The organism is Pelagibacterium lentulum, assembly GCF_003992625.1.
Lineage (GTDB): Bacteria > Pseudomonadota > Alphaproteobacteria > Rhizobiales > Devosiaceae > Pelagibacterium > Pelagibacterium lentulum.
Genome location: NZ_RZMW01000044.1, coordinates 2,172 through 27,545, shown reverse-complemented (window position 1 = coordinate 27,545; position 25,374 = coordinate 2,172). Strand labels below are relative to the sequence as shown.

Annotated in this window: 25 protein-coding genes; 16 read left to right on the top strand and 9 right to left on the bottom strand. The window is 57.1% G+C overall.

Going from position 1 to position 25,374, the window contains the following annotated elements; translation table 11 throughout:
• Positions 1-26: 26 nt before the first annotated feature.
• From EO133_RS18145 to arsH, 9 genes are all read left to right on the top strand, one after another.
• Positions 27-1,154 carry an ROK family transcriptional regulator gene (locus EO133_RS18145; protein ID WP_127074072.1) on the top strand — a complete coding sequence of 376 codons (1,128 nt, stop codon included), beginning with the start codon at positions 27-29 and terminating at the stop codon, positions 1,152-1,154.
• A 15-nt stretch (positions 1,155-1,169) separates the two neighbouring features.
• The gene (locus EO133_RS18140; RefSeq protein WP_127074071.1) at positions 1,170-2,615 is read left to right on the top strand and encodes a M81 family metallopeptidase; all 1,446 of its coding nucleotides are present in this window, start codon (positions 1,170-1,172) and stop codon (positions 2,613-2,615) included.
• A gap of 21 nt (positions 2,616-2,636) precedes the next feature.
• Positions 2,637-4,475 (top strand): ABC transporter ATP-binding protein, encoded by a 1,839-nt coding sequence (locus tag EO133_RS18135; protein WP_127074070.1) that lies wholly within the window; start codon positions 2,637-2,639, stop codon positions 4,473-4,475.
• A 4-nt stretch (positions 4,476-4,479) separates the two neighbouring features.
• Positions 4,480-5,466 carry a Gfo/Idh/MocA family protein gene (locus EO133_RS18130; protein ID WP_127074069.1) on the top strand — a complete coding sequence of 329 codons (987 nt, stop codon included), beginning with the start codon at positions 4,480-4,482 and terminating at the stop codon, positions 5,464-5,466.
• A gap of 105 nt (positions 5,467-5,571) precedes the next feature.
• Positions 5,572-5,928 carry an ArsR/SmtB family transcription factor gene (locus EO133_RS18125; protein WP_127074068.1) on the top strand — a complete coding sequence of 119 codons (357 nt, stop codon included), beginning with the start codon at positions 5,572-5,574 and terminating at the stop codon, positions 5,926-5,928.
• Positions 5,921-6,421, top strand: coding sequence for an arsenate reductase ArsC (locus EO133_RS18120; RefSeq protein WP_127074067.1), 501 nt, complete (start codon positions 5,921-5,923; stop codon positions 6,419-6,421). Before EO133_RS18125 ends, EO133_RS18120 begins: the two co-directional genes overlap by 8 nt.
• Before the next feature lie 9 nt (positions 6,422-6,430).
• Positions 6,431-7,501 (top strand): ACR3 family arsenite efflux transporter, encoded by a 1,071-nt coding sequence (gene arsB / locus EO133_RS18115; RefSeq protein ID WP_127074066.1) that lies wholly within the window; start codon positions 6,431-6,433, stop codon positions 7,499-7,501.
• Positions 7,501-7,923, top strand: a complete 423-nt coding sequence (arsC, locus tag EO133_RS18110) for an arsenate reductase (glutaredoxin) (protein WP_127074065.1) — start codon at positions 7,501-7,503, stop codon at positions 7,921-7,923. The genes arsB and arsC overlap by 1 nt, the downstream gene beginning before the upstream one ends.
• The gene (arsH, locus tag EO133_RS18105; protein ID WP_428372676.1) at positions 7,898-8,638 is read left to right on the top strand and encodes an arsenical resistance protein ArsH; all 741 of its coding nucleotides are present in this window, start codon (positions 7,898-7,900) and stop codon (positions 8,636-8,638) included. The genes arsC and arsH overlap by 26 nt, the downstream gene beginning before the upstream one ends.
• A 100-nt stretch (positions 8,639-8,738) precedes the next feature.
• Here the strand turns inward: arsH and phoU are convergent, their stop codons facing one another.
• The 5 genes from phoU to EO133_RS18080 all read right to left on the bottom strand — a co-directional run bounded on the left by phoU (position 8,739) and on the right by EO133_RS18080 (position 15,885).
• The gene (phoU, locus tag EO133_RS18100; protein WP_127074064.1) at positions 8,739-9,449 is read right to left on the bottom strand and encodes a phosphate signaling complex protein PhoU; all 711 of its coding nucleotides are present in this window, start codon (positions 9,447-9,449) and stop codon (positions 8,739-8,741) included.
• Positions 9,450-9,497: 48 nt separating this feature from the next.
• Positions 9,498-10,340 carry a phosphate ABC transporter ATP-binding protein PstB gene (gene pstB, locus EO133_RS18095; protein WP_127074063.1) on the bottom strand — a complete coding sequence of 281 codons (843 nt, stop codon included), beginning with the start codon at positions 10,338-10,340 and terminating at the stop codon, positions 9,498-9,500.
• A gap of 32 nt (positions 10,341-10,372) precedes the next feature.
• Entirely contained in the window at positions 10,373-12,148 is a 1,776-nt protein-coding gene (pstA, locus tag EO133_RS18090; protein WP_127074062.1) for a phosphate ABC transporter permease PstA, read from the bottom strand.
• Between the two features lie 18 nt (positions 12,149-12,166).
• On the bottom strand, positions 12,167-14,797 hold the full coding sequence (locus EO133_RS18085; protein WP_206513547.1) for an ABC transporter permease subunit: 2,631 nt from the start codon (positions 14,795-14,797) through the stop codon (positions 12,167-12,169).
• Positions 14,798-14,901: 104 nt separating this feature from the next.
• On the bottom strand, positions 14,902-15,885 hold the full coding sequence (locus tag EO133_RS18080; protein WP_127074061.1) for a PstS family phosphate ABC transporter substrate-binding protein: 984 nt from the start codon (positions 15,883-15,885) through the stop codon (positions 14,902-14,904).
• Positions 15,886-16,350: 465 nt separating this feature from the next.
• Between EO133_RS18080 and EO133_RS18075 the strand changes: the two genes are divergently transcribed.
• Complete coding sequence (locus EO133_RS18075) at positions 16,351-16,533, top strand: hypothetical protein (RefSeq protein ID WP_127074060.1); 183 nt, start codon at positions 16,351-16,353, stop codon at positions 16,531-16,533.
• Positions 16,534-16,901: 368 nt separating this feature from the next.
• Here the strand turns inward: EO133_RS18075 and EO133_RS20880 are convergent, their stop codons facing one another.
• Together EO133_RS20880 and EO133_RS18065 are read right to left on the bottom strand one after the other, a co-directional pair.
• Positions 16,902-17,159 carry an AAC(3) family N-acetyltransferase gene (locus EO133_RS20880; protein ID WP_127074059.1) on the bottom strand — a complete coding sequence of 86 codons (258 nt, stop codon included), beginning with the start codon at positions 17,157-17,159 and terminating at the stop codon, positions 16,902-16,904.
• A 213-nt stretch (positions 17,160-17,372) separates the two neighbouring features.
• Entirely contained in the window at positions 17,373-17,891 is a 519-nt protein-coding gene (locus EO133_RS18065) for a MarR family winged helix-turn-helix transcriptional regulator (protein WP_127074058.1), read from the bottom strand.
• A 157-nt stretch (positions 17,892-18,048) separates the two neighbouring features.
• Between EO133_RS18065 and EO133_RS18060 the strand changes: the two genes are divergently transcribed.
• The 4 genes from EO133_RS18060 (at position 18,049) to aac(3) (ending at position 21,014) form a co-directional block, all read left to right on the top strand.
• Positions 18,049-18,333: a hypothetical protein gene (locus tag EO133_RS18060; RefSeq protein ID WP_127074057.1), complete on the top strand. Its 285-nt coding sequence runs from the start codon at positions 18,049-18,051 to the stop codon at positions 18,331-18,333.
• Positions 18,334-18,463: 130 nt separating this feature from the next.
• On the top strand, positions 18,464-19,327 hold the full coding sequence (locus EO133_RS18055) for an alpha/beta fold hydrolase (RefSeq protein WP_127074056.1): 864 nt from the start codon (positions 18,464-18,466) through the stop codon (positions 19,325-19,327).
• Between the two features lie 102 nt (positions 19,328-19,429).
• On the top strand, positions 19,430-19,849 hold the full coding sequence (locus EO133_RS18050; protein ID WP_127074055.1) for a VOC family protein: 420 nt from the start codon (positions 19,430-19,432) through the stop codon (positions 19,847-19,849).
• A gap of 361 nt (positions 19,850-20,210) precedes the next feature.
• Positions 20,211-21,014 carry an aminoglycoside 3-N-acetyltransferase gene (gene aac(3), locus EO133_RS18045; protein ID WP_127074054.1) on the top strand — a complete coding sequence of 268 codons (804 nt, stop codon included), beginning with the start codon at positions 20,211-20,213 and terminating at the stop codon, positions 21,012-21,014.
• Between the two features lie 509 nt (positions 21,015-21,523).
• Here aac(3) and EO133_RS18040 read toward each other — a convergent pair.
• Positions 21,524-21,853, bottom strand: a complete 330-nt coding sequence (locus EO133_RS18040) for a cupin domain-containing protein (protein WP_127074053.1) — start codon at positions 21,851-21,853, stop codon at positions 21,524-21,526.
• Positions 21,854-22,297: 444 nt separating this feature from the next.
• On the opposite strand from EO133_RS18040, the gene EO133_RS18035 reads away from it, so the two are divergent.
• Both EO133_RS18035 and EO133_RS18030 read left to right on the top strand, forming a co-directional pair.
• On the top strand, positions 22,298-22,681 hold the full coding sequence (locus EO133_RS18035) for a DUF5946 family protein (RefSeq protein WP_127074052.1): 384 nt from the start codon (positions 22,298-22,300) through the stop codon (positions 22,679-22,681).
• Positions 22,682-22,941: 260 nt separating this feature from the next.
• Entirely contained in the window at positions 22,942-23,946 is a 1,005-nt protein-coding gene (locus EO133_RS18030; protein ID WP_127074051.1) for an autoinducer binding domain-containing protein, read from the top strand.
• 333 nt (positions 23,947-24,279) lie between these two features.
• Here the strand turns inward: EO133_RS18030 and EO133_RS18025 are convergent, their stop codons facing one another.
• A complete protein-coding gene (locus EO133_RS18025) occupies positions 24,280-24,906 on the bottom strand; it encodes a LysE family translocator (RefSeq protein ID WP_127074050.1) in 627 nt (208 codons plus the stop codon).
• Positions 24,907-25,374: the final 468 nt, after the last annotated feature.

Genomic DNA, 25,374 nt, shown 5'->3' with positions numbered 1-25,374 from the left:
ATGTCAACCCATTCTGGAAGGGGCCGATGCTCACACTCACGCACTATCAAATCCTCCGCTTTATCAGCGCATCCGGCCCGACCACCCGCGCAGAACTTGTGTCCCGTATCGGGCTGAGCAAGGCTGCAATGAGCGGGCTGGCGCGTGAATTGATCGACAAGAACCTGCTGCGCGAAACCAGCACGATCCAGAAACAGGGGCGCCCATCAACGCTTCTCGATCTCGACCCGCAAGGCGCCTATTTCATAGGCGTATCAATGGCTTCTGACCCAGCAGTCATTGCACTGGTCGATTTCAAAGGCGAAATTGTCAACCGCATCGATATCGCCCGTAGCACCGATCCTGACGAATTCGCCCAGGCGATTGCCAACTGTTTGCCGAAGCTGATTGGCGGCGCTGCGGTCGCGCAAAAGCGTGTACTCGGAATGGGTGTTACCCTCTCGGGACTTGTGGATCAGGAGCAGGCAAATTGCATCAAGTCCACGATTTTGGGCTGGCAGGACGTACCGCTGGCAAAGATTATCCACAAGCATACCCATCTGCCAACTTTCATAGAAAATGACGCCAAAGCGCTTGCGGTCAGCGAGCGGTTGTTCGGCGAAGCGCGCGACATGCACTCGTTCAGTCTGATCTGGCTGGGCAAGGGTATTGGCGCTGCGCATTTCGTGCATGACAGGTTGCATCGTGGCGCGCATGGCGGCGCGGGCGAGATTGCCCATTGCACGATTGAACCCAATGGCCTGCCCTGCCGCTGCGGCAAAACCGGTTGCCTCGACACCGTTGCCTCGATGATCGCCATTCTCGACGCAGCGCGGGCCCAAGGCCTGAAGGCCGAGACGCTCGACGATATCGAACGTGCAGCAGCGTCCGGGTCATCGGTCGCAATCCGTCTGCTGCATCGTGCTGGCAGCGCCCTGGGTCTTGCCATTTCCCAGATCATTCAGATCAACGACCCCCAGATGGTGCTTGTCACCCATCGGGAAGAACGATTTGACGGCCTGTTTTCTACCGTCATGCAGCAGGCCATTGAGGCAAACGTACTCCCGCGCCTTTCCGGCGTCACCCCGATCCAGTTCCGCAAAGTTGCGGATGCGGATTGGGCGGTCGGCGCGGCCAGCGTTGCCACTCACTCCTTCCTGCATGGCTTTATCTAGTATTGGAGACTTTTAATGCGCATCGCCGTCGGTGGTATCCATATCGAGTGCAGTACCTATAATCCGGTGCTCAATCGCGCTGAAGATTTCCGCGTGGTGCGCGGCGAAGGGCTTGCCGAGGCGCCCTACTTTGCTTCTCTCAAGGATTACGATGCGACCTTTCTCCCAACCATTCATGCCCGGACAATTGCCGGTGGACCGGTTGCGCGCGAGACCTATGAGGCTTTCAAGTCCGAATTTCTGATCCGGCTCAAGGAGTTTGGCTCGCTTGACGGTCTGTATCTGGCCATGCATGGCGCAATGAATGTCGAGGGCATGCACGATGCAGAGGGCGACTGGATAGCATCTGCGCGCGATGTCGTTGGCCCCGATTGCATCATTTCGACCAGCTATGACCTGCACGGCAATCTGTCCCAGCGCATCATCGACAATATCGATATTTATTCCACCTATCGCACCGCGCCCCATATCGATGTAGAAGAAACCATGCGCCGCGCGGTTTCCATGCTTGTCAAGGCACTTCAAACCGGCGAAATCCCGCATGTGGTCTGGGCACCGGTTCCGGTACTGCTGCCGGGCGAACGTACCAGCACCGTCGATGAGCCAGCAAAAAGCCTTTACGCCCGGCTGGCCACTATAGATGGAAAGCCCGGCATCTGGGACGCATCCCTCAATGTCGGCTATGTCTGGGCCGATGAGCCGCGCGCAACGGCCGCAGCGATAATGACAGGCACCGACAGAGCCATGCTCGAAGCCGAGGCCAAGGCCATGGCCCAAGCCTATTGGGATGTCCGCGATGCCTTCGTCTTCGGGCCGGAAACCGGCTCCATCGAGGATTTCGTTGCCAAAGCTATCGCCAGCAAGACGGGACCGGTCGTTCTGGCTGAATCTGGCGACAACCCGACCGGCGGCGGTGTTGGTGACCGAGCAGAACTTTTTGCAGCGCTTGTAAAAGCTGGAGCGACCGGCACCATTTTCGCAGGGATCGCAGATCGCAAAGCAACCGATGCCGCTTATGAAGCCGGTGCCGGTGCCCGGCTGGACCTTACGGTCGGCGCCTCACTCGATACCGAGGGCAGCGTCCCCTTCACAGGGGCTTTTGAAGTGATCTTCGTTTCCGACGCTACCGACCCGGTGGAACGCCAAGCCGTTTTGCGTATTGGTGGCATCGACCTTGTTGTGACAGCCCGCCGTCGTCCCTTCCACAATATCGCGGATTTCACCTCGCTCGGTCTTGATCCCATGACGGCTAAAATCATCGCGGTTAAATCGGGCTATCTTTCGCCCGAGTTGGCCCCGATTGCCAATCCCAGCCTTATGGTGCTGTCAACGGGGGTAGTCGACCAGTTTATTGAGCGCCTAGAGCGCAGGCACAAGCCGCACCCGACTTATCCTTGGGACAAGGGTTTCGAGTTCACGCCAAAAGCCTTCGTTTCGGCACGCGCCGAACAAAACAGCTAAACGGATCAAGGAGCGCCAAAGATGACGCCGACTTCCGAAACCAACGCAGCAGCGGTTCTTTCCGTGCGCAATCTCACGACCTCGTTTCTGAGTGAAGGGGAATGGAAGACGGTCGTGAGGGGCATTTCCTTCGATGTGATGCCCGGAGAAACCGTCGCTATCGTCGGGGAATCGGGCTCGGGCAAAAGTGTCACATCACTTTCGGTGATGCGGCTCCTGCCGAAAACCTCTAGCCGAATTTCAGGCCGGATCACGCTCGACGGCCGCGACCTGCTGGCGCTCGAAGACACCGAGATGCGCAAGGTTCGTGGACGCGATGTTGCAATGATCTTTCAGGAGCCAATGACCAGCCTCAATCCGGTTTTCACCGTCGGGCGGCAGATCTCCGAGGCTTTGACATGCCACAAGCCCATGTCAGCCAAAGAGGCGCAGGAGGAAACCATCCGGCTTTTAGAGAAGGTGCGTATTCCCAACGCCGCCCAGCGCCTCCGCGAATATCCGCACCAGTTCTCCGGCGGCATGCGACAGCGCGTCATGATTGCCATGGCGCTGGCGAGCCGCCCCAAACTGCTGATTGCTGATGAGCCGACCACAGCGCTGGATGTCACTATTCAGGGCCAGATCCTCGATCTCATCAAGACCTTGCAGGAAGAGGAAGGCATGTCCGTCCTCTTTATCACGCACGATATGGGCGTTGTGGCGGAAATCGCAGACCGTACCATCGTTATGTATCAGGGTGAGGCCGTCGAAACTGGCACCACCGCCGACATTTTCACCAAAGGCGCGCACCCCTATACACGCGCATTGCTTGCCGCCGTGCCGCGCATGGGCTCAATGATTGGCCAGCCCGATCCTTTGCGCTTTGGTATCGTTGACAAGGAAACCGGCATTCCCGGTGCTGAAGTGCCGCTCGCGACAAAGGTTGAGGCCGGAAAGCCTGTTCTATCCGTCCGTAACCTTGTGACGCGCTATGGGATCAACAAGGGCTGGTTCGGTCGTCGCACCGGTGCCGTCCATGCAGTCGAGAATGTTTCCTTTGACCTTTTCAAGGGCGAGACACTCTCGCTTGTCGGGGAGTCGGGGTGCGGCAAATCCACGATCGGCCGTTCGATCATGCGGCTGACCGATACCGAGAGCGGTGAAATTGCGGTCAACGGCCAGAATGTGCATGCGGTGACACGAAGCGAATTGAACCAGTTGCGCCGTTCGATCCAGATGATTTTCCAGGACCCCTTTGCGAGCCTGAATCCGCGCATGACCATTGCCGAAGCGCTGATGGAGCCGTTCATCGTTCACAAGCTCGGCACACGCAAAGAAGCAAGGGCGAAAGCGGCTGAACTGATCGAACAGGTGGGCCTGAGCGCGGATATGCTCAAGCGCTATCCGCATGAATTTTCCGGTGGCCAGCGCCAGCGCATATCAATTGCCCGCGCTTTAACGCTCGATCCCAAAGTCATTATTGCCGACGAGTCGGTTTCCGCGCTCGACGTTTCAATCAAGGCCCAGGTGGTCAATCTTCTGCTCGATCTGCAGGAGCGACTGGGGCTTTCTTACCTCTTTATCTCCCACGATATGGCTGTTGTGGAGCGTGTGAGCCATCGCGTTGCGGTGATGCTGCTGGGCGAGATTGTCGAGATCGGGCCCCGCGAGGCGATATTTGCCAATCCCCAACATCCCTATACCAAAAAGCTGATGGCGGCTGTGCCGGTTCCCGATCCAGCCCGGCGTGCCTTGCGCCGCCCGATCAGCAATGACGAGATCATGAGCCCGATCCGGCTGGTTGGTTATGAGCCTCCCGCCCGCACATATCGGGAAGTCTCACCCGGCCATATGGTGCGATTGGAAGAGGAGGCTGCGTAACGCCATGCGTGTTCTCGTTGCAGGACTTGGCACAATGGGCTGTTCGCATGCGCGCGCCTATCGCGATAGCCCCGATTTCGAGATTGCGGGCGTTGTAACACGCAACCGTAGTTCGGTTCCTGCCGAATTTTCAGCGTTGCCGCACTGGATGAATTTCGATGACGCACTGGCTTCGACCAAACCCGATCTGGTTTCCATTAGTACCTATTCGGAAACCCATGCGGCCTTCGCCATCAAGGCAATGGAAGCTGGCGCACATGTGTTTGTCGAAAAGCCTCTGGCAACCAATGTCGCCGACGCCGAACGGGTGGTCGAAACGGCAAGCCGTCTCGGGAAGAAACTGCTTGTCGGCTATATCTTGCGCTATCATCCGCTCTGGCAGCAACTCATTGTAAAAGCCCGTGACTTTGGTGGCCCGCATGTCTTCCGCATCGCGCTGAACCAGCAATCGCAAGGTGCCGGTTGGGCGGTTCACAAGGCATTGATGGAGACCATTTCTCCCCTTGTCGATTGCGGTGTGCATTATCTTGATGCGATGTGCCAGATCACGGATGCAAAGCCGATTGAGGTTCGCGGGATCGGCGCGCGACTAACCAATGAGATCGCGCCGGATATGAACAATTACGGGCAGTTGCAGGTGCTTTTCGAGGACGGTTCGGTCGGATGGTTCGAGACAGGATGGGGACCGATGATCTCGCGCCTAGGCGAGACCATCAAGGATGTTGTCACCCCGCAAGGCTCTGTTTCCATTGTAGATTCAGGCAATGGCGACGAACTTCATATTCATCATCTGAGCGGAGAAGATGAAATCCTGCCCGGCCAGCTTCACCTTGATCGCGATGCGCTTTGTGTGCGCCAGCAGGCCTATATGCACAGGGCGATTTCGGAAAACCTCGACCTTGCCCGCCACATGCAGGACGCGGTAGCCTCGCTGCACATATGCCTTGCCGCCGACGAAAGCATACGCATCGGGTCCCCTGTAAAGCTCTGATTTTTCGTTACTTGGAGCAAATCTGCTTTTCATTGCATAGCAGCTTTACTCTAACCCTCTCAAATGCACTTGACCCTCGCCTCATATATCGATACTTCTCGATATATGGATACAAATGCAGCACTCGAAGCCTTCGCGGCCCTCAGTCAGGAAACCCGCCTTGCCATTTTCCGGCTGCTTATAAAGGCCGGCCCAGAAGGCATGGCGGCAGGAACCATCGCCGAGCAGGTTGATGGCCGACAGAACACAATTTCAAGCCATCTGGCTGCGCTTGCCCGTGCCGACCTGATCGAAAGCAAGCGCGACGGCCGCTCTATCATCTATCGCGCCAGCTACAAGGCAGCCGGAGACCTCATCGCCTTCCTGCTTGAAGATTGCTGCGGCGGACGCGCCGAAATCTGCACGCCGCTTGTCAACAATCTTGCCTGTCTCCAACAAAGCGCTGAGGCTTGCTGTGACTGACACGCCCTATAATGTCCTGTTTCTGTGTACCGGAAATTCCGCCCGTTCGGTTATCGCCGAGGCTTTGCTCAATCGCGATGGCAAGGGACGCTTCAAAGCCTATTCGGCGGGAAGTCAGCCCAAGGGCGAGGTGCATCCTTTTACGCTCGATCTGCTCAAGAGCCTTAATATCGATACAGGTTTTGCCCGCTCGAAAAGCTGGGACGAATTCGGCAGGCCCGATGCGCCCAAATTCGATTTCATCTTTACAGTTTGCGACAGCGCGGCGGAGGAAACTTGCCCCATCTGGCCGGGTCACCCGATGACTGCCCATTGGGGTATTCCCGATCCCGCTGCTGCACAAGGTTCGGAAGATGAAAAGCGCTTTGCCTTTGCCGAGGCTGCGCGGCGGCTCAGCAATCGCATTGCGATGCTTGTCAATCTGCCTCTTGCGAGCCTCGATCGCACGGCGCTCAAATCACATCTCGACGAAATTGGCCAGACCAGGGATTAGAGATTCATCATGTCACAAGATATTGCTCAACCCGCACCAGCGGGCGGCATCGGCTTTTTTGAAAAATGGCTCTCGGTTTGGGTGGCCGGGTGTATTGTTGCGGGAATTGCGCTGGGCAACCTCGTGCCGGGTCTGTTTGAGACACTTGCGTCATTTGAGTACGCCTCGGTCAATTTTGTCGTCGCGATCCTGATCTGGGCGATGGTCTATCCCATGATGGTTGCCGTCGATTTCACGGCCATCGGTCAGGTCGGCAAGCAGCCCAAGGGCCTTATCATAACACTGGCGGTGAACTGGCTCATCAAGCCTTTCACCATGGCATTGCTGGCTGTCCTTTTCTTCAATTTCATATTTGCGCCGCTTATCGACCCTGCCGATGCCCAGCAATATATCGCTGGCCTGATCATCCTCGGCGCGGCCCCCTGCACAGCAATGGTGTTTGTCTGGTCGCAACTGACCAAGGGCGACCCGGCCTATACGCTGGTTCAGGTGTCAGTCAATGACGTGATTATGGTCTTTGCTTTTGCGCCCATTGTGGCGCTGCTGTTGGGGCTGACCGAGTTGACCGTGCCCTGGGGAACCCTGCTGCTCTCGGTTGGACTCTACGTGATCGTCCCGCTCATTGCCGGTATCGTCACCAGACAGATAATCACCAGGCGTTCCGGCGCACGCGCCGAGGACGAACTGGCTTCCTTCAACGGAAAGATCAAGCCGTTCTCGGTTCTGGGGTTGTTGGCCACGGTTGTCTTGCTGTTTGGTTTTCAGGGCCAGACGATCATCGACAATCCGCTGGTGATTGTGCTGATTGCCATACCGCTGCTCATTCAGTCTTACGGCATTTTCGGCATCGCGTTCTGGGCGGCATGGAAATGGCGTGTTCCGTTCAAAGTGGCAGCACCCTGCGCCATGATTGGGACCTCCAATTTCTTTGAACTGGCTGTGGCTGTCGCCATCTCTCTGTTCGGACTTAATTCCGGCGCAGCGCTAGCAACAGTCGTCGGCGTCCTTGTGGAAGTGCCCGTCATGCTGTCGCTCGTTGCCTTCGCCAATCGTAATCGCCACCATTTCGCGGAAGAATAATGACCATTACCATCTATCATAATCCGCTTTGCGGCACCTCCCGCAACACCCTCGCCATGATCCGCCAGTCGGGCGAAGAGCCCGAAATCATCGAATATCTCAAGACGCCGCCAAGCAGAGAAACACTGGTCGCTCTGATTGAAAAATCAGGACTGCCGGTGCGCAAGGCCATGCGAACCAAGGAAGCTCCCTACAAAGACCTTGGCCTGGATGATGAGAACGTCTCAGACGAACGGCTCATCGACGCCATGCTGGAATATCCCATTCTCATCAACCGGCCATTTGTCGTGACGGACAAGGGCGTGCGCCAATGCCGCCCATCAGAACTGGTGCTCGACATTCTGCCCAACCCCGATATTGGGCCGTTCACCAAGGAGGACGGCGAAGTGATCATCGATGCGGAGGGCCGGCGCGTTGTCTGACCCCATGGATACCTTTCCCGCCCTGCGCGAGGAACAGTTCCGGGCAATTGAAGAGCAGGCTCTAATCACGCCGGAACACAAGACCCATGCTCCGCGTATTCTGCTGCTTTATGGCTCGTTGCGCGAGCGCTCCTATTCCCGTTTCGCCACCCAGGAGGCCGCGCGACTTCTGCGCCGGTTCGGAGCCGAAACGCGCATATTCAACCCAGCGGGCCTACCCCTGCCCGATGACAGCCCTGCCGATCACCCCAAGGTGGCGGAACTGCGGGAACTGGCGCTTTGGTCCGAAGGTATGGTCTGGTGCTCACCGGAGCGTCATGGGGCCATGACCGGGGTGATGAAATCCCAGATCGACTGGATCCCGCTTTCCATGGGTGGCGTGCGCCCAACACAGGGCCGTACGCTGGCCGTCATGCAGGTCAATGGCGGTAGCCAGTCGTTCAATGCCGTCAACCAGATGCGCATACTGGGCCGCTGGATGCGGATGGTGACGATTCCCAATCAGTCCTCGGTGCCCAAGGCGTTCAACGAGTTCGATGAGAGCGGTCGCATGAAGCCGTCGCCCTTTTACAACCGTATTGTCGATGTCATGGAAGAACTTATCAAGTTCACCCTGCTCGTGCGCGACAGGGCCGACCATCTGGTGGACCGCTATTCCGAACGCGTCGAAACCGCCGCAGAAGTCTCAAAGCGAGTAAATCAGCAACGTCAATAGCAACCGTTGCGGCAGACCTTACGTCTGGAACTGCCTTGCGGCAGTTCCAGAACCTTACTGCATTTCTCAACAACATGCAGATGAGACTGCACTGAGAACTCTACCCCCTGATTTGGCGGCGATTAACCTTATCTTCTTCTGAAGCGAGATCCTTGCCAGTCGCAAGAAAATAGGCCTGTTCTGCAATATTGGTCGCATGGTCGCCAACGCGCTCAAGACTTTTGGCGCAGAACAGCAGGTGGGTACAGACAGAAATGTTGCGCGGGTCTTCCATCATGTAGGTAAGAAGCTCACGGAAGATTGCCACATAAGCAGCGTCGATTTCAACGTCATGCTCGAGAACGGCAATCGCCGAAGCCTCATTTCGCGTAGAGAAGGCATCATAGGCCATAGCGATCTGGCGTGTGGCAATGTCTGCCATTTGTTTCAGGCTGCTGATATGAGGGGCAACACCACCCACCGGATTTATATCTGCGCAGCGCCGCGCAATCGACTTTGCCATGTCGCCAATGCGCTCGAGATCGTTAGCCACGTGGATCGAGGACACGATCAGACGCAGATCCGAAGCAACCGGTTGCCGCCGCGCGATGATCGAAACGGCAAGATTGTCTAATTCGTGCTGAAGCTCATCGACAGCTTTGTCGCCCTTGACCACTGCCTCAGCGCTTTCGACATCGTTGCTCGCCATCGCGGAGACTGCCTCCCCGACTGCGGTGCCGACCAATGATGCCATATCGGCAACGAGCCCCGCGAGGGTGCGCAATTCCTCCTCATAGGATGAAACCATATGCTCTCGGTCTGTAGTCACCATGATCAACTTCCCAGTTTGGCGCCCATTGGCCAATTGACATTGCTTGATTTAGCCGAAGCGACCCGTCACATAGTCATGGGTCTGCTGCTTGGCCGGATTGGTAAACATTGTATTGGTGTTGCCGTACTCAATAAGGCGCCCCAGATACATGAAGGCGGTGTTGTCGGAAACGCGCGCCGCCTGTTGCATGTTATGTGTCACTATAACGATAGTGTACTGGCCCTTCAGCTCGCCAATCAGTTCCTCGATTTTGGCTGTGGCAATTGGATCCAGAGCCGAACATGGCTCATCCATAAGGAGCACTTCGGGATCGCCAGCAATGGCGCGCGCAATACATAGGCGCTGTTGCTGACCGCCAGAAAGCCCCAGCGCACTCTCCTTGAGCCGATCCTTGACCTCGTTCCAGAGTGCAGCGCCCCGCAAAGCCTTTTCGCATATATCTTCGAGCACCTTGCGGTTTGTCACGCCGTCGACACGAAGCGGATAGACGACATTGTCAAAAATCGACATCGCAAAGGGATTGGGCTTTTGAAATACCATGCCCATGCGCTTGCGCAGGGCGATCACGTCCATTGAAGCCCGATAGATGTTCTCATCACTCACAACGACTTCGCCGTCGATGCGCAGATCGTCGACAAGATCGTTCATCCTGTTGAGCGACCGGAGCAACGTCGACTTGCCGCAACCCGAGGGCCCGATCATGGCTGTGACCAAGCCGGTCTGCACGCCGAGCGACACATCGAAAAGGGCCTGGGACTTGCCGTACCAGAGGTTGAAATTCCGGATATCGAGCGCAACGCCCTTGTCGGCCTCGACGATGTGATAAGCGGTCGGTTCAAATTGCGGCTTTCCGGAAACCGGTTCACCAACGCTAGGAGCAGCGGCAGCCATTATAGGCACCTCCTTTAAATCGATTTGTCAGATCAGAACTGGCCGGCCGCATAGCGCCGCTTGAGCCGGTTTCTGACGATGATTGCTGTCGAGTTCATGGTCACGATCAATCCGAGCAACAGCAAGGTTGTGACGAACACCATCGGTTTGCCAGCCTCGGAATTGCGCGACTGGAAGCCCACATCGAAAATGTGGAAGCCCAGATGCATGAAGCTGCGTTCCAGATGGACATAGGGGAAAAACTGATCAATGGGCATCTGCGGGGCCAACATCACTACGCCCACCAGCATCAACGGCGCCACTTCCCCCGCGCCACGTGCCATCGCGAGAATCATGCCTGTCATGATGCCAGGCATGGCCTTGGGAAGCACGACCGAGCGGATCGTCTGCCATTTGGACGCCCCACAGGCGAGCGAGCCTTCGCGCATTGAGCGCGGAACCGCAGCCAGGGCCTCTTCGGAGGCCACAATCACCACCGGAACGGTCAACAGGGCCAGAGTAAGCGATGCCCACAAGATACCCCCGGTTCCGAAGGTCGGCGAGGGGAGCCGTTCGGGAAAGAACAACTGGTCGATGGTCATCCCCATCGTATAGGCAAAGAAGCCCAAGCCGAACACGCCATAGACAATCGAGGGCACACCGGCGAGGTTGTTCACCGAAATGCGGATGATCGAAACCAGTCGCCCCTGTTTGGCATATTCGCGGAGATACAGGGCCGTAATCACACCCAGCGGTGCCACAAACACCACCATGAGCAGTGTCATCACAACAGTGCCAAAAATTGCCGGCAGAACGCCGCCCTGCGTATTCGCTTCGCGGGGCTCTGTGGTGAGGAACTCTCCCCAGCGCGAGAAATACACTTGAACCTTGTCGAACCAACTCAGATTATTGGCCGCATAGAAGCGGACAATTTGCGAAAGGTTGGCCTCTATTTCGCGTCCGCCCACTTCCGACAACTGAATGCGGAACTGCCGATCGAAGGTACGAATTTCGTTGATACGGGCCTGAATCTCGGCAAATTCCTCATTGAGTTCGGCGATGCGCAAATTTGCCTGCTCAGCCACAGCGAGGGCCTCAGGCGAATTCGCACCATGCCGCAGCGCCGCGCGCCGCTGATTGAGTCGCTCGCGTTCGAGATAGTGGTTGATCGCCCCGATCTCATTGCGCTCGAGCGAGCGGATTTCATTGAAGCGTGCCATCGCCTGTTGTTGCAAATCGAAGATTTCGCGTAGCGACACGGTTTCAATATCGACCGGCTCGTTATTGACGATCAGGCCCGTGATCTGGCCGATGAAATGTCCCCATTCCTGGCGCTCGAACAGAAAGAAGCTTTCAGGCGTTTCAATGTTTGCGACTTGGAAATCCGAAACCCAGCGGAAATCGTCGCCATACAGATCGTAGTTCGCGGTCCGATAGAGGGTACGGGTGGAAATCCCGCCATTGTCCTCAACGAACTGCACCTGTTCGGGTGTCATCTGGGCAATCACGTTGCCGCCCGGCTGATAGCGACCCGAACGTGTGGGCTCACCCGCCAGTACCGCCCCGTCAGTCAGCGTTACAACTTCGATTGGCTTGGGCCAGAACGTTGTCAAACCGTTCCAGGCGATCATACCCAAAAAGCCCACGATCAGGATGATCCCAATGGCCAGCGCTCCGCCGAAGCCCCAGAGCGCCGGTTCGCCCACCGCCGAAAGATCGGCGGTGAATTTGCGAACCGCCCTGCCCTGGACGCCACCTTCATGAGGTTCGCCCTTTACAGCGTCTCTGGCATGTTTTGCTGCTGTAGTGCCCGATGTGATTGCACTCATAACAATTTTCCCTGACGCTTAGAGCTGGAAGGCGCGCTTGCGGAAGCGCTGGCGGATGAGTTCAGCGACCGTGTTGATAACGAAGGTCATGATGAACAAGGTCAGCGCTGCAAGAAACAGCACGCGGTAATTCGTGCCATCGCGTACCGCTTCGGGCAATTCGATGGCGATGTTGGCTGAAAGCGTGCGCAGACCGGAAAAGATATTCCACTCCATGATCGGCGTGTTACCCGCCGCCATGACCACAATCATGGTTTCGCCCACAGCGCGCCCCATCCCGATCATCACGGCCGAGAAGACGCCCGAGGCGGCAGTAGGCAAAACGATCCACATGGCGGTTTGCCAGGGCGTCGCGCCAGATGCCAGCGAGCCTGAACGCAGATGCGAGGGCACTGCATTGAGCGCGTCTTCTGCGAGTGTATAGATATTGGGGATCACCGCAAAGGCCATCACGAAGCCCACGATCAAGGCATTGCGCTGGGCATAGGTATCTACGATCCCGCCACGCGGATCGAACCCGATCAACGTGAGGAAACTTGCCACCGCGTAGCTCAGCACGATAGCGCCACCAAGAAAGCCCAGCCAGCGCAGGGCGTCGAGCCGCCCAGCTTCTGGTCGATCCATAGCCCGCAAACGATCGCGCAAGTAATGTCCATAGAAACGCTTGAAGGACCAGGCGACGATCATATAGGCCAGCGGAAGCTGAAGCAGGAACATGAACGGCGTTCCGGTTCCGATATCGTTGTTCGCCCAGGCCATGAAATTGCCGTAGAATAGCAGGTCTTCAAAGACCGGCCCAAGCTGATAGGCAACGAAGGCAGTGGCGATGATGGCAAAAATCATCAGCGCAAATTTCGGCAGACCATCGAACCTGATAGCCGTCTGAATCGGCAACATTTGCCAGCTAAAAGCCCCGATCATCAGACCTAACGGAACCGCGATAAAGCCCAGAAGAACTGCCGAGATCCATTCCTCGACGATTGGCGCCAGCACCAGCGCGGCAATAAAGCCGAGCACCACGGTGGGCAGGCTTTCCATCAGTTCCATGACCGGCTTGACGGTCGCCCTCACTCCGGTGTGGACGAACTCGGAAGTATAGATGGCCCCCATCAAGGCAATCGGGGTCGCAAACAACATTGCATAAAACGCCGCCTTGAGCGTGCCAAAGATCAACGGAACGAGAGAATATTTCGGCTCGAACAGATCGGTTGCGGCAGTGGATTGCCAGACCCAATTTGGCTGAGAATAGCCCTCATACCAAATTTGCCCGAAAAGTGTGTCAAGTGTGATGCCGCCGTGACGCGCATTGTACTGCCACGCATCGACGCCCCCTTCACGGTCCACCAAAAGCACGCCGTCCGAGCGTGGGAAAATCATGACTGTTGCGGGAAGCGATGGATCGGTGCGACGTTCAAACTCGAACAGCACCTGGTCGGACGTCGAATGGCGCACCCAAACGCTGCCATTCGCACCCATTGTCACTAGCGACTTGTCTCGACGGGCTTCGGACATCTCAACGATAGGCGTACCCTGCGACGCATGAACACGCGAACGCACCATTTCATAGCCATCCGCGGTATCGATACCTGGCCGTTGCAGCCGGAAAAACACGTCCACCGAGCCATCCGACCCGCCGACAGCCAACGCAATCTCCCCAGACAGGAATGTCATCGAAGTAACAGCGACCTCTTCATCGAAAACGGGCCGACGTTCGGCAAGCACGGGATTTTCGAGATTGCGCAGATCGTAGCGGAAGATATAGCCGTCATCGGTCCCGACAAATACCCGATCGCCCCCACTCGACATCAGCACCCGCGTTACGCTGACATCTTCGGCTAGGTCCAGGTTGGGTAATTCGGTTGTGGTCGTTGTCAGCGTTTCCTCGTTGGTCATCAGGTTCCGCTGCGCGGTTGTGCGACTAACCCGGACAACCCCGGCGCTATCGACGGTGACATAGGCCAGCGTGGGCCGCTCGACGGTTCCGCCGACGCGATAATCTACCGCAACGATAGGGAACTGCGAGATCTCCACCGGCTCGCCCAGTTCATAAACAGGTCTAATGGTACGAAAGTCACCGGTCTGCACCGGCGCATAGATCAAGCCGTTGGCTGTATAGTCACGACCGGTCAACTGCACCAGATCGGCGGGCGCGTTGGCCTGGGCCGTTGAAGTGCTGGAGAAGTCGACTTGCCCGAATTGCAGCGATCCGTCCTCGAACCCGAAAGCGACCTGGTTACGGTCGAGAATGCCGGCCACGGCCGTAACGGCACGGCCATCGAAATCGAAGGCATCGCGGGCAATGATTTCACCGGTCGGCACATGAAAAGTTGTTAGGTTGCCGGTGCGATCGACCGTCGTGGCGAGCGATTGGAATTCGTCGGCATTTACCCAGATGATATCGTCGCCGGCATCGAGCTGATAGTGGACCTGTCCAAGCGGGTCATTGGAGCCGAAAAGAGGGATAACAACCTGGATCAGAAACACCATGATCCCGACCACCGCGCCAATAACCAAAACACCGCCGACGGAAATAACCCATTTGGCGATGTTTTCGGTAACCTTGACCCGCGTGCTGGTCTTCTTGTCACGGTAATGAACGCGCGCGGTACTGCGTTTCTCGCCGACGGCTGTTTCGGTCGTGCTGGCCATGCGATCCCCCATCTGGGTGCAAGAATTGTTAGTATCCCTGCGGAAGCCTACCCCGCACGAAGGCGAAACCGGGGCGCATGAAGCGCCCCGGTTCACAGTGACGATTAGTCGAGCAGACCGAAAGCGGTCAGGTCGGCATCAGCAATGGCTTTGTTGACCGGGAAGAAGCCGGCGCGCAGAACATCGTTCTGGCCTTCCTGCGAATATACGTAACGGATGAACTCGCCGCGCAGAGGCTCAAGAGCTTCGTTGGGGTCCTTGTTGACGTAGATGTACAGGAAACGTGCAATTGGGTAGTTGCCCGCAGCGGCGTGCTCGCCGGTCGGCTCGTAGCATTCCCCGCCTTCATTGGCAGCGATGGGGACAGCGCGAACGTCGGCAGTGGCGTAACCAACGCCGGAGTAGCCGATACCGGCAACATCGGAGGCAACGCCCTGAATGACGGTCGAGGAACCGGGTTGCTCGCGCACTTCCGGGCTATAATCGCCATTGAACAGGGCGACTTCACGGAAGTACCCGAATGTGCCCGAAGCCGAATTGCGGCCATACATGGCAATTGGACGATCGGCCCACTCGCCTTCGAGACCCAACTGTCCCCAGGTTGTGATGGCCTGGTCCAGACCGCCATTGCGGGTGGACGAGAAGATCGCGTCAACTTGTGGCAAGGTCAGACATTCGATCGGATTGTCGATATGGACGAACACACCGAGCGCATCAATAGCGCCGCGAATTGCGGTCGGCACATAGCCGTACTGGGCTTCGAATTCCTGGATTTCCGAACCGCTCATGGCGCGCGACATCGGGCCAAACTGAGCAGTACCCTGGATCAGAGCCGGGGGAGCCGTACCCGAACCGGCGCCCTGAATTTCAATTGCAACGTTAGGATAGAACTGGGCATAACCTTCTGCCCAAAGCGCCATCTGGTTGTTGAGCGTGTCCGAACCGATCGAGGTCAGGCTGCCCGAAACGCCCGAGGCGGCTTCGTAATTGGGCAGTGTGGGGTCGACCGTAACCTGAGCATGAGTCAGTGCGGTCGTTCCCATAACCATTGCGGTCGCAACGGCGATGGTGGAAGCGATCCTGTGCATCACTTTCGTCTCCTGTGGTGTGCAGCATGGTGGCGGTGGTACGCGGATTGTCCCCCGCGCCGCTGCGGAACCTACGGCTGCTCTATGACACTCACATTTCAGTTTTATGACACTCTGATAACATCGGCAGAATCCACTAAAGCCGCGCAGATACACTGGCTCATCCGTCGATATTGGCCTGCGCAAGCATGACTGCTCGGGACCTTAGTTTCCCATTTGCAGTCGCATCTTTTCTGTCTCGATTTGCTGGGCGTTGCTGTGAGTCAAAAACAGCACGCCCCAAGGTGGGTAAGGGCGGGCGATCCAAACCAGAGTTTCACCCCGGATCAAACCGAACATGAACGCCGGTTTACAATAATATTGACTGCACTATGTTTTTACACAACACCTTGCACGTAGCCGGATCTATATCCGTCGGCAGCAAACTGTAGTTTTTCCCTCTCGGGCCGAGATTGAGTTGAGGATTTGGCCGATAGCCTCGCAAACGGCCCCGCCTGTTCGCTGTCCGGTATTGCGCAGGTGGTGCTTATGCTTGGCGAAGAGCTGCTCGATCGGTTTAAGGTCGGGCGAGTAATTGGCCATGAAGATGCGTTTCGCGCCAGCCGCGTCAACTGCGTCTCGCACGGTCTGAGCGTCTGCTCGGAGTAGCAACGATTTTGTGGGAGGGAGCGCACCCCAGCCTACGTACTTGGGCCTGCCACTTGTTGTTTCGCTTCCGTATCGAAGCCATGTTCAACCTTTTAAGTTGTGACCAGTTTGTGACCGGCGGTCGAAAGAGGGTGATTTCAGTTTCAAAACAGGTCGACTAACCCCAACTATTCCAGGGGTGAGGGCTGTGGCGCACCGCGCCGGGCGATGATGAGAACTACGTCTATGCCATAACCCTCCGAAATCGTGCATGAACTAGGAGAGCGAACTTCCTGTCTGAACCGGTTCTGAGTGACTTCGCCACCCGCGACAGAGACGCGGCGTTCTCGTTGGCCGCCTACGTGATGTTCTTTTTGGTCAATCGTCGTCTAACCGCCGGGCTGCTTGCGATCGCGGGTCGAATTCAATGGCAGAGACCTGCTAACTCCCCAGACATTCCTAGACGAGGCTCGGTTGCCGATGTCCCTTTCGGCCGGTAATATCAAGGCGTCGAGGGGGACTTCGCCATCGGTTCCTAACGCCATCAGCAGCGTCCCAACCAGGTCACGGCTTTCGAACAGCGCATCGAGCAGCGTATCAGTGCCGCCCTCGATCGTTCCTATGCGACGTAGGCTGGCATGCACCATGAGGGCATGCGCCCGCCCAAGCCCAGGTCGACCAACTGACTAATCAAATTTGCGCGGCTGAGCATGACACCCATTCATGGGCGGCTGTGACGGTGGCCCGCGACGCTCAACGTTCGAGTGGGGAGGCGCGAAGCGGCCATTCGCCGTGTGGTTGGAATGGTCATTCGTGACATCCTTAGAGCTTGGGCTGATCATATGAGCAGGGCTTGCCCGCTAAGCATGGCTGTGCGCGTGATGGACCGGGCAGTCTTGTGGTGGGCATGCCATCTCGTCGCAAAGGCGGCAGAGATGGCCTCTGCTGGACGGCTGGCCTGCCAGACGCTGCAGTATTTTTTCGAGGAGGCGAGTTAGTTCATGTTGCTCGTCGGAGCCGAGGAGTTCGACGATTGTGCCGGTCGCCAGGCAGCGCTGTGCTAGGAGAGTCCTTGCGTAGACCTTGCCCTCTGCGGTCAGTGTCAATTCGACGGATCGTCGGTCCAGAAGCTGGCGGCCGACAACCAACCCCTGAGCTTCTAGCTTGTCGACCAACCTGACGGTGGCGGTATGCGAGAGGCCGATGGTCTGGCTCAACGCGGCGTTGGTGCAGCCGTCAGACATTCCGATCACGTTGAGAGCCGCCAGTGAAGAGGAGGTCTGATTGGGGTGCTGTTTGAGCTGATCGTCGATACGAACTTGGACGGCGCCACTGACCGTAGCTAAGAGGTTTGCAGTGCGGAGCAGGTTGGAAGACATTTCACGGATTGCCCTTTATCGTTTCACATCATAATGTGCGTGTTGCACGCACATACAAAATCGGATTTCTGTAACACTATCAAGGTTCATCAATGCTGACCATGAGCGCTTACCGGGAGCTAACGACTAAGCCGACCAATACACAGGAGGATTCGGGATGGCAGCCAAGTTCGATGGCGGCATCGAAATCGCGATGAAGAGGCCACCGCATCAATACCATGCCATAGTCGCCTTCTATCGTGATGTCAGATGCCAAACGCTATGGGATTTCCGTGAGGCGCTGGTTGCTGCAAAGGTTGCGCATTCACCTCAGGTGCTGGACGAGGGATCGGCGTGGCGCATACGTTTGCTGGGCACCGTGGCGATACTCTCCATTCCCCAACATTGTTACCTTTCAGGTAATCGACATGCTTCGCGGACGGCGACATGGTCCCGGCCATAGGCTTCGAGCTCAGTCCGAACAAGCTTTGGCTCGATGAAGCTCCGGGCATGAGCCAGGCTGAAATCTGGCTAGAACGCTCACTGATCGCCACTGCCATTCCGACGCACAACAGGCACAAGGAGTTACAACCATGATACGTATTCTACTGATCGCGGCAGCGTTCGTCACAGCCGGCACCGCTTTCGCCCAGGAGGAGCCCGAAGGCAGCCGGGTCGAGATCAATGGCATGCAGATGTATTACGAAACCTCCGGCGAGGGCGATCCGCTTATCGTCCTGCACGGCGCCTATATGAACATACCAACGATGGGCGAGATCATTCCCACACTTGCCCAGTCCCGCCAGGTTATCGCCGTCGAACTGCAGGGTCATGGCCGCACGAATGATATCGACCGTCCCATTACCTACCCCAACCTCGCCGACGATGTCGCCGCCTTCATGGAGGCCATCGGTGTCGAGAAGGCGGACATCTTCGGCTACTCGATGGGCGCGGCCGTCGGCCTGCAACTGGCAATTCGTCATCCAGAAAAGGTCGACCGGGCGGCCCTTGCTTCCGTCGTCTACGACTTCGAGGGCTGGCATCGCGATTACCGAGCCTTTGTGCCGGAAATCGTTCCCGAGTTGTTCGTGGGAACACCGATGGAAGACGCCTATCGCGAACTGGCAGTCGACCCGGAAGGGTTCCCAGCGCTCGTGGACAAGCTGATCGCGCTCGAACACCAACCGATGGCGTGGGAGGACGACGTGGCGGCACTGGAGACGCCGATCCTCGTCATCCAGGGAGATGCCGACATCATAGACCATGAGCACACCCTGACGATGTTCCGGTTGCTAGGCGGCGGGGTGATGGGCGACCAGGGCGATCCCCTGCCGAAATCGCGTCTCGCCATCCTGCCGGGGACCTCGCACACCGCCGTTTTGGGGCAGACCGACTTGCTGCGCCTCCTGATCGAACCTTTCCTCGACGGCGAGACGCCAAAGGGCTGGTTCGATTGACATCGCTCACAATCGGTCCGGCTGGCGGCGATACGCCGGACCCGATGAGGCTGCTGCGCAGTCTTCTCGAACCCCAAACCAAATACCCAACGGAGAACTACAATGTCGAAGATGATCTATATAAATCTGCCGGTGAAGGACCTCGCCACGGCGACACGTTTCTACGAGGCGATCGGGTGCCAGAAGAACGAGCAGTACAGCGACCACCAGGCATCGAGCATGGTCTGGTCCGACACGATCACGTTCCATTTGCTGGTCAATGACTATTTCGCCACCTTCACGCCCAAGACGATCGCTAATGCCCATGCGACCAGCGAGGTGCTGCTTGCCTTAACCCGCGACAACCGCGAGGAAGTCGACGCTATCGCCGAGGCGGCGGCGGCTGGCGGTGGCAAGGCCGATATCCGGGAGATCATGGACCTGGGCTGGCTGTACAACCGCGCCTTTGAAGACCCCGATGGCCATGTGTTCGAAGCTGTCTGGATGGATACCGCGGCAGCACCGGTCGAGGTGGAAGGATAGCTTCTAGCGGACAAGGTTTCAGCATTAGACGGCTGGCCAGCTTGGCCGGCCGTCTAATCGGGAGGCCGGGTGGATGCGCATCTACAGGCTGCTGATCTAGCTGGCGATGAAGTCGACGGGAACCTCAAAGGCTTGGTTCATGTCAACCCTGACCACAGAGCGCGGCAAACGCATCCAGCGCGAAATCAGATCATTCATAGGAGAAAGAGGTGCCCGCAAAATTTGAAGGTGGAAAGAACATCGCCATGAAAGACCCGCCGCATCTCGCGAAATAGATAGTCACGTCTTCAAGAGTCCGATTAGTGCGTTGAACGAACAGGTCTATTCGTTTGCTTTGCGCTAGAACCATAGAAAGCACACAATGCTTGTCCCTTTCACCCGCGACGACCTTGCGTCCGATCTTGTCCGTCTTGGTATCGCGCAAGGCGATATTGTGATGATCCACGCCGCATTGAGCAGGATCGGCTCCGTGCTTGGCGGTCCCGACACGGTCATTGCCGCGTTGCGCGATGCCGTTGGCCCGCAAGGCACGATCGCTGCTTATTGCGATTGGAATGCCGATTACGAAGAACTTCTGGAAGCAAGCGGTCGCGTCGCCGCCCAATGGCGCGACCATGTTCCACCCTATGACCCCTTGACCTCGCGCGCCGTGCGCGACAATGGCGTGTTTCCGGAGTTTCTGCGCACAACGGCTGGCGCGGTCCGAAGCGCCAATCCCGGGGCTTCGGTCGCCGCTGTCGGCGCAAAGGCGGATTGGCTTACGGCGGACCATCCGTTCGATTATGGTTATGGCCACAGGTCGCCATTTGGCAAGCTGGCCTCGGCGGGAGGCAAAGTCCTAATGCTCGGTGCCCCGCTCGACACCATGTCGATCATTCACCACGCCGAACAGCTCGCCCAAATTTCCGGCAAACGCATCAAACGAGCAGAAGTGCCATATCGTACGACCTCGGGGATCGAATGGCGAATGTTCGAGGAATTTGACACGGGCAATGCTGTTTGCTCCGCGCTCGATGGCCGCGACTACTTTACCGAGATCGTTGAGAGCTATCTCGACGGGGGCGAGGGAGCGCGGGGCGATATCGGAAAAGCCTCGAGTGTCCTCGTCAGCGCAGAAGGCATTGTGAACCACGCCGTCGCATGGTTGGAGCGCGAAGTGAGCTAGTTGTGGCCCAATCGATCACGCTGACTAAATTGAGGCATCACCAGCCTATCACCGTGAAAAGCTGGAAAACTCTGCCTTCGGGCGGGCCAACGTTGAGGATCAGATCACGCGCAGCGCGTCAACTGCGCACATCACCCACGGCAATAACGCATGCCTCAATCTGTGTGGCGCAACTATTCTCAGAGACGACAGATCAGGAGGATAGTTATAGATATCAAGAAGAAATGGGCACCCAGCAGCAACGTACCGGTCGATTACGCTGGCAGAACAGAGTTCAACGGGCGGGTTGTGAATGGCATCCTGGCACCTAAGGGCCTCTATTCGGATTGGGGTCTGCATTCGCGATGACTTCAATTGTAACCACTCACTGGCGTTACTTTGGCAGATTTTTAGCGGAGAGGGTTCTGCGTCAGTGGGGACAACGGATTGGGAGCGGAAGCCCGCGCACTGTGCTTGTCAGGCCCGCTTCGCAATCAGCCCCAATCTACGATACCCATCGACTTAGGCAGCTACACCAGCCATTCCGTGATGAATCTGGGACTCGCGTGAACGTCAATCATTTGCAGTCGCCCTGTGCCGAGGTTTTCGAACCTGTGCGCCGACCCGGCGGGAGCCACCACGATATCACCGGCTACCGCGACAAATTCCTCGCTTTCCAGATAGAATTTTGCCCGGCCCAGTTGGACGATGAAAGTCTCTGGATAAGGATGCCGATGCAGTTTGGGACCGTAGCCAGTCTCATCGGTTGTGATGAAAATGAACGACACACCGGATCCGGAGTTCGGCCCTTCCCATTCCGCATGCCAAAAGTTCGGATCGATATGCCATGTCGCGGTCATTTTTTACCTCGTGGAGGACTTTGCCAACGGCTGCATCATTGCCATTCTACATCTTCAGTTGTGTGTTGTAGCTGTCGATTGCCTGTCAGGTAGGTAGCCAAATGGCTGTCCGCTTCTGGGACCTTGCAGCGGCTGCCCTTACGTCCGCATTGAAGGTACATCGCTGTTTGACTGGTTGGAGGCCGAAGAACTATCCCGCTGCGCGGGAGGGGTGAGCGTGGCGAAGTAGTGTCCAATCGGCATAGATCGTGTCTGGATTGAGCATCGAACGGTTCAGGCGGATCACCCGGGCTTATTCAACCAGGAGCCTAACGATGCACTGCAATTTCTTCCACTACCAAACCTGCTCGGTAAGCTTTTCCCGAGAAACAGCCTTCATCCTCTCAACCTCTGTCGTCCATGCGATGTGCTCGATCCCAACCCGCCATCCCGGCGCATCCACCCATGAAGCTGCCGGCAGAAGGTTCTGTCAGTCAAGCCTGCCCGTTATGTGGTGCGCGAGACACCGGTGGGCTCAATGGATGTATAGAACTTTTTGGTTCGCTGGCCGCATTGGCGTTTTCCGACCCGTCCTATTTCGCATATCAGCGGCTGACCGTAGATGCTTACTGTTTGCAGCATCCGGAAATTTATATGGCTTCGACAAAATCTGCCGCGACGCATCTGGCGGCGATGTGGTGGTCGCTGGAGCGGGGTTTGACACATCACCTGCATCCCCGCTCAAAGCGTTTGTTGATGGCCCCAGAAGATTTGCCCGAGCCGAGCCACCCATCCCCCTGCACCGGGGTGATTTCATCGTTGCCGACATGGTGCTTGCGAATACACTGACCGCGTATGAAGAAAGCGCCTGGACATGGGTACGCTCAGCTTGGGAGCCGTGGAAAGATCACTGGGAACAGGCCCGGCAGTGGGTCGCGGAAGCTTGCGACGGTTAACGATGTCGGAGCAAATCGCCCGGGAACCGAGTGTCCGCCGTTTATCTCATTCACCTTGACATTGCCAAATTTGCCCGGCGACACTGTAGGTAGCGGCCAATAGCGGCTGCGGCAAGTACTGGTAGACGAAATTGCTGGTGGCGCGAAGGTCAATTGAATAGTCAGTTTGAGACTTTTGGCAAGAAGTTGGCCAAGCACAGGCATAGGCGAGCCCTGTCCCAGCTTGCGCTGTCGCTGGATGCAGGCGTCTCGACGCGCCATATCAGTTTTCTGGAAACGGGCCGCTCGACGCCGACACGCGAGATGATCCATCGGCTGGCAGAAGTTCTGGGTTTGGCCCCATCCGAACGCATAGCAATGATGAACGCTGCCGGCTATTGGGAAATGCCTGCCACGGTGCCGGGCTCAGACCCATGTTCAAATTGCCACACAAATGATGATCTGGATGTGGTAATCTCGATTGAATCCGTCAACTGCGCTGAAGACGCCTTCGATGTTGCAGCGACGGCACTTGCCCGCATCGGGTTGACTCAATTCTTTACCGGAACCGTTGAAAACGCAGATGCCGGTCAGCTATTCCAGATATGTCACCATCAACTTACGCGCGCCCCTCTCGGCTGGATGCTGCATTACGCCGACCGCAATTATGTGGCAATTGATCCCCTGGTGCGCGAAACCAGGGCACGTCATCTGCCGTTTTTCTGGAGCGACCTTTTCCAGACTGGCACCCTGTTGCATCCTACCGTGCGTCGGATGCTGGATGAAGCGCGCGATTTTCGCATTACCAATGGTTTTGTGATGCCGATTCACCGCGCCGATGGCAAAGTTCACGCCCTATCGTCGATGACCCAGTGCGTCGATGTGGCCGATCCGGCAGTTCGCGCAACAGCGCGAACGATCTCGGTGGCACTGTTACACAAGATCGACGCACTGGGTTTGCCCCAGGCAGGAGTGGATCTGAAGCTGAGTGAGAAAGACCGAGATTTCCTTTCCTATCTCTTCGAAGGCCGCTCCATCGATTGGATCGCGGATCAATACCAGACCGATAGAGGCGAGGTCACGCGTTCAGTTTCAGTCATCTGCGCCAAGTTCGGCACAAGTGATCCTCTAGAAACCGCCCTGCGCGCCCGACGGATGGGCCTGCTTGCAGCCAGCTGAGATAAGCTCTCGCCTTCCTTTCTAACCACTGGATTTAGATCGACGATGCTCCGAGGCCTTCGGCCTCGGCTTACTCCCTTGGCTTGCCGCCTCAAGAGGTTCCGCGCCCGCTGTTACCCCGACATTCTCGTTCCGGCATCGGGACCGTCAAGTGTCGCGCAATGGCCGAATTACCGGAAGCAACAGATCGCACTTCGGACGTGGTCGTACGCATCTGTCCCAAGCCAAACGACTGCTCACCAATCGTTCTCGCATCGTGGTCATCAAGGCGACTTTTGGTTAATGGGGCACTTTTGGGGACAATCCTGTCTCCATCCTTCTCGAAAAGGACCCTTATCGCTCCTGCAACGCCAAGCGTGCACCAAGCGCACAGTAGATGCTTCCGACAACCTTGCCTTGCCATTTCAGGACAGCCGGGTTGCGACGCAGGAAGCTACCGAGGCTCCCGGCCGCGACCGAATACACGATTGTGCTGAAAAACCCGATCACTGCGAACAGGACACCAAGTATGGTGAGTTGCGCAACGACATAGCCGTTCTCTGGCCTCACGAATTGAGGTAGGAATGCCAGGAAGAACAGTGCGGTTTTGGGGTTCAGAACTTCAGCCAGGATTGCCTGGCGGAACGCCTGCGATGCGCTGATCGGGAGGCGCCCTTGACCAAGATCGATCGGAGCCCTGTCCAGAATTGCCTTAACACCCAGGTAAACAAGGTAGGCTGCTCCAAGATATTTCACGATGCTGAACAGTGTCGCGGAGGCAGCAATAATCGCGGAAATGCCAACAACGGCCATGATCGTGTGGATGATGTCGCCAGCGGTGATCCCTGCTCCCGTTGCGATCCCCGCTTTCGTGCCCGAAGTCGTGGCGCGAGCCACAGTAAGCAGGGTTGCCGGCCCGGGAATGAAGACGAACCCGAGTACAATGAGCGAGTACGTTATCAGCACCGTCTGATCGATCATTTTAGCTGTCCTCCGTGCACTGTGGAGCAGCCAGGCAGCGGCCAGGCGTCTCACCGTTCACGAAATCGTAGACCGATTCGCATGGGATGCCGATTGCTCATAACTCGTCGGCTACGCGAAAAGTCTTCTTCGGTTCAGGTGGTATTTTCATTGGGGGCAAGGATGAAAGGGTTTCGGCGGTACACTGCAATTCTCGGATAAATCCAGTCGCCCAGACTGACGTTCCGGGTAGAAAAGCTCGACTACTTGGTAGTAACATCGCGGGGAAAGGTGCGGAAATGTGGCCTACAGCCAGTTGCTGGGACGTCGAGGAACGCGTGAAGGAATTTTCGGCCGAAGGCAATCCGCTTGTGACGATGAACGCGCACGATTGATTTCGAGGTACCTCGTCTGGTTTGGCGATGCGGTTCGGATGCCAAACGCTATGGGATTTCCGTGAGGCGCTGGTTGCTGCAAAGGTTGCGCATT

Coding starts and splice junctions, on each gene's coding strand:
- EO133_RS18145 (WP_127074072.1), top strand. CDS start 27: ATGCTCACACTCACGCACTATCAAATCCTCCGCTTTATCAGCGCATCC.
- EO133_RS18140 (WP_127074071.1), top strand. CDS start 1,170: ATGCGCATCGCCGTCGGTGGTATCCATATCGAGTGCAGTACCTATAAT.
- EO133_RS18135 (WP_127074070.1), top strand. CDS start 2,637: ATGACGCCGACTTCCGAAACCAACGCAGCAGCGGTTCTTTCCGTGCGC.
- EO133_RS18130 (WP_127074069.1), top strand. CDS start 4,480: ATGCGTGTTCTCGTTGCAGGACTTGGCACAATGGGCTGTTCGCATGCG.
- EO133_RS18125 (WP_127074068.1), top strand. CDS start 5,572: ATGGATACAAATGCAGCACTCGAAGCCTTCGCGGCCCTCAGTCAGGAA.
- arsB (WP_127074066.1), top strand. CDS start 6,431: ATGTCACAAGATATTGCTCAACCCGCACCAGCGGGCGGCATCGGCTTT.
- arsC (WP_127074065.1), top strand. CDS start 7,501: ATGACCATTACCATCTATCATAATCCGCTTTGCGGCACCTCCCGCAAC.
- arsH (WP_428372676.1), top strand. CDS start 7,898: ATGCGGAGGGCCGGCGCGTTGTCTGACCCCATGGATACCTTTCCCGCC.
- phoU (WP_127074064.1), bottom strand. CDS start 9,449: ATGGTGACTACAGACCGAGAGCATATGGTTTCATCCTATGAGGAGGAA.
- pstB (WP_127074063.1), bottom strand. CDS start 10,340: ATGGCTGCCGCTGCTCCTAGCGTTGGTGAACCGGTTTCCGGAAAGCCG.
- pstA (WP_127074062.1), bottom strand. CDS start 12,148: ATGAGTGCAATCACATCGGGCACTACAGCAGCAAAACATGCCAGAGAC.
- EO133_RS18085 (WP_206513547.1), bottom strand. CDS start 14,797: ATGGCCAGCACGACCGAAACAGCCGTCGGCGAGAAACGCAGTACCGCG.
- EO133_RS18080 (WP_127074061.1), bottom strand. CDS start 15,885: ATGCACAGGATCGCTTCCACCATCGCCGTTGCGACCGCAATGGTTATG.
- EO133_RS20880 (WP_127074059.1), bottom strand. CDS start 17,159: ATGGTGCATGCCAGCCTACGTCGCATAGGAACGATCGAGGGCGGCACT.
- EO133_RS18065 (WP_127074058.1), bottom strand. CDS start 17,891: ATGTCTTCCAACCTGCTCCGCACTGCAAACCTCTTAGCTACGGTCAGT.
- EO133_RS18060 (WP_127074057.1), top strand. CDS start 18,049: ATGGCAGCCAAGTTCGATGGCGGCATCGAAATCGCGATGAAGAGGCCA.
- EO133_RS18055 (WP_127074056.1), top strand. CDS start 18,464: ATGATACGTATTCTACTGATCGCGGCAGCGTTCGTCACAGCCGGCACC.
- EO133_RS18050 (WP_127074055.1), top strand. CDS start 19,430: ATGTCGAAGATGATCTATATAAATCTGCCGGTGAAGGACCTCGCCACG.
- EO133_RS18040 (WP_127074053.1), bottom strand. CDS start 21,853: ATGACCGCGACATGGCATATCGATCCGAACTTTTGGCATGCGGAATGG.
- EO133_RS18035 (WP_127074052.1), top strand. CDS start 22,298: ATGAAGCTGCCGGCAGAAGGTTCTGTCAGTCAAGCCTGCCCGTTATGT.
- EO133_RS18025 (WP_127074050.1), bottom strand. CDS start 24,906: ATGATCGATCAGACGGTGCTGATAACGTACTCGCTCATTGTACTCGGG.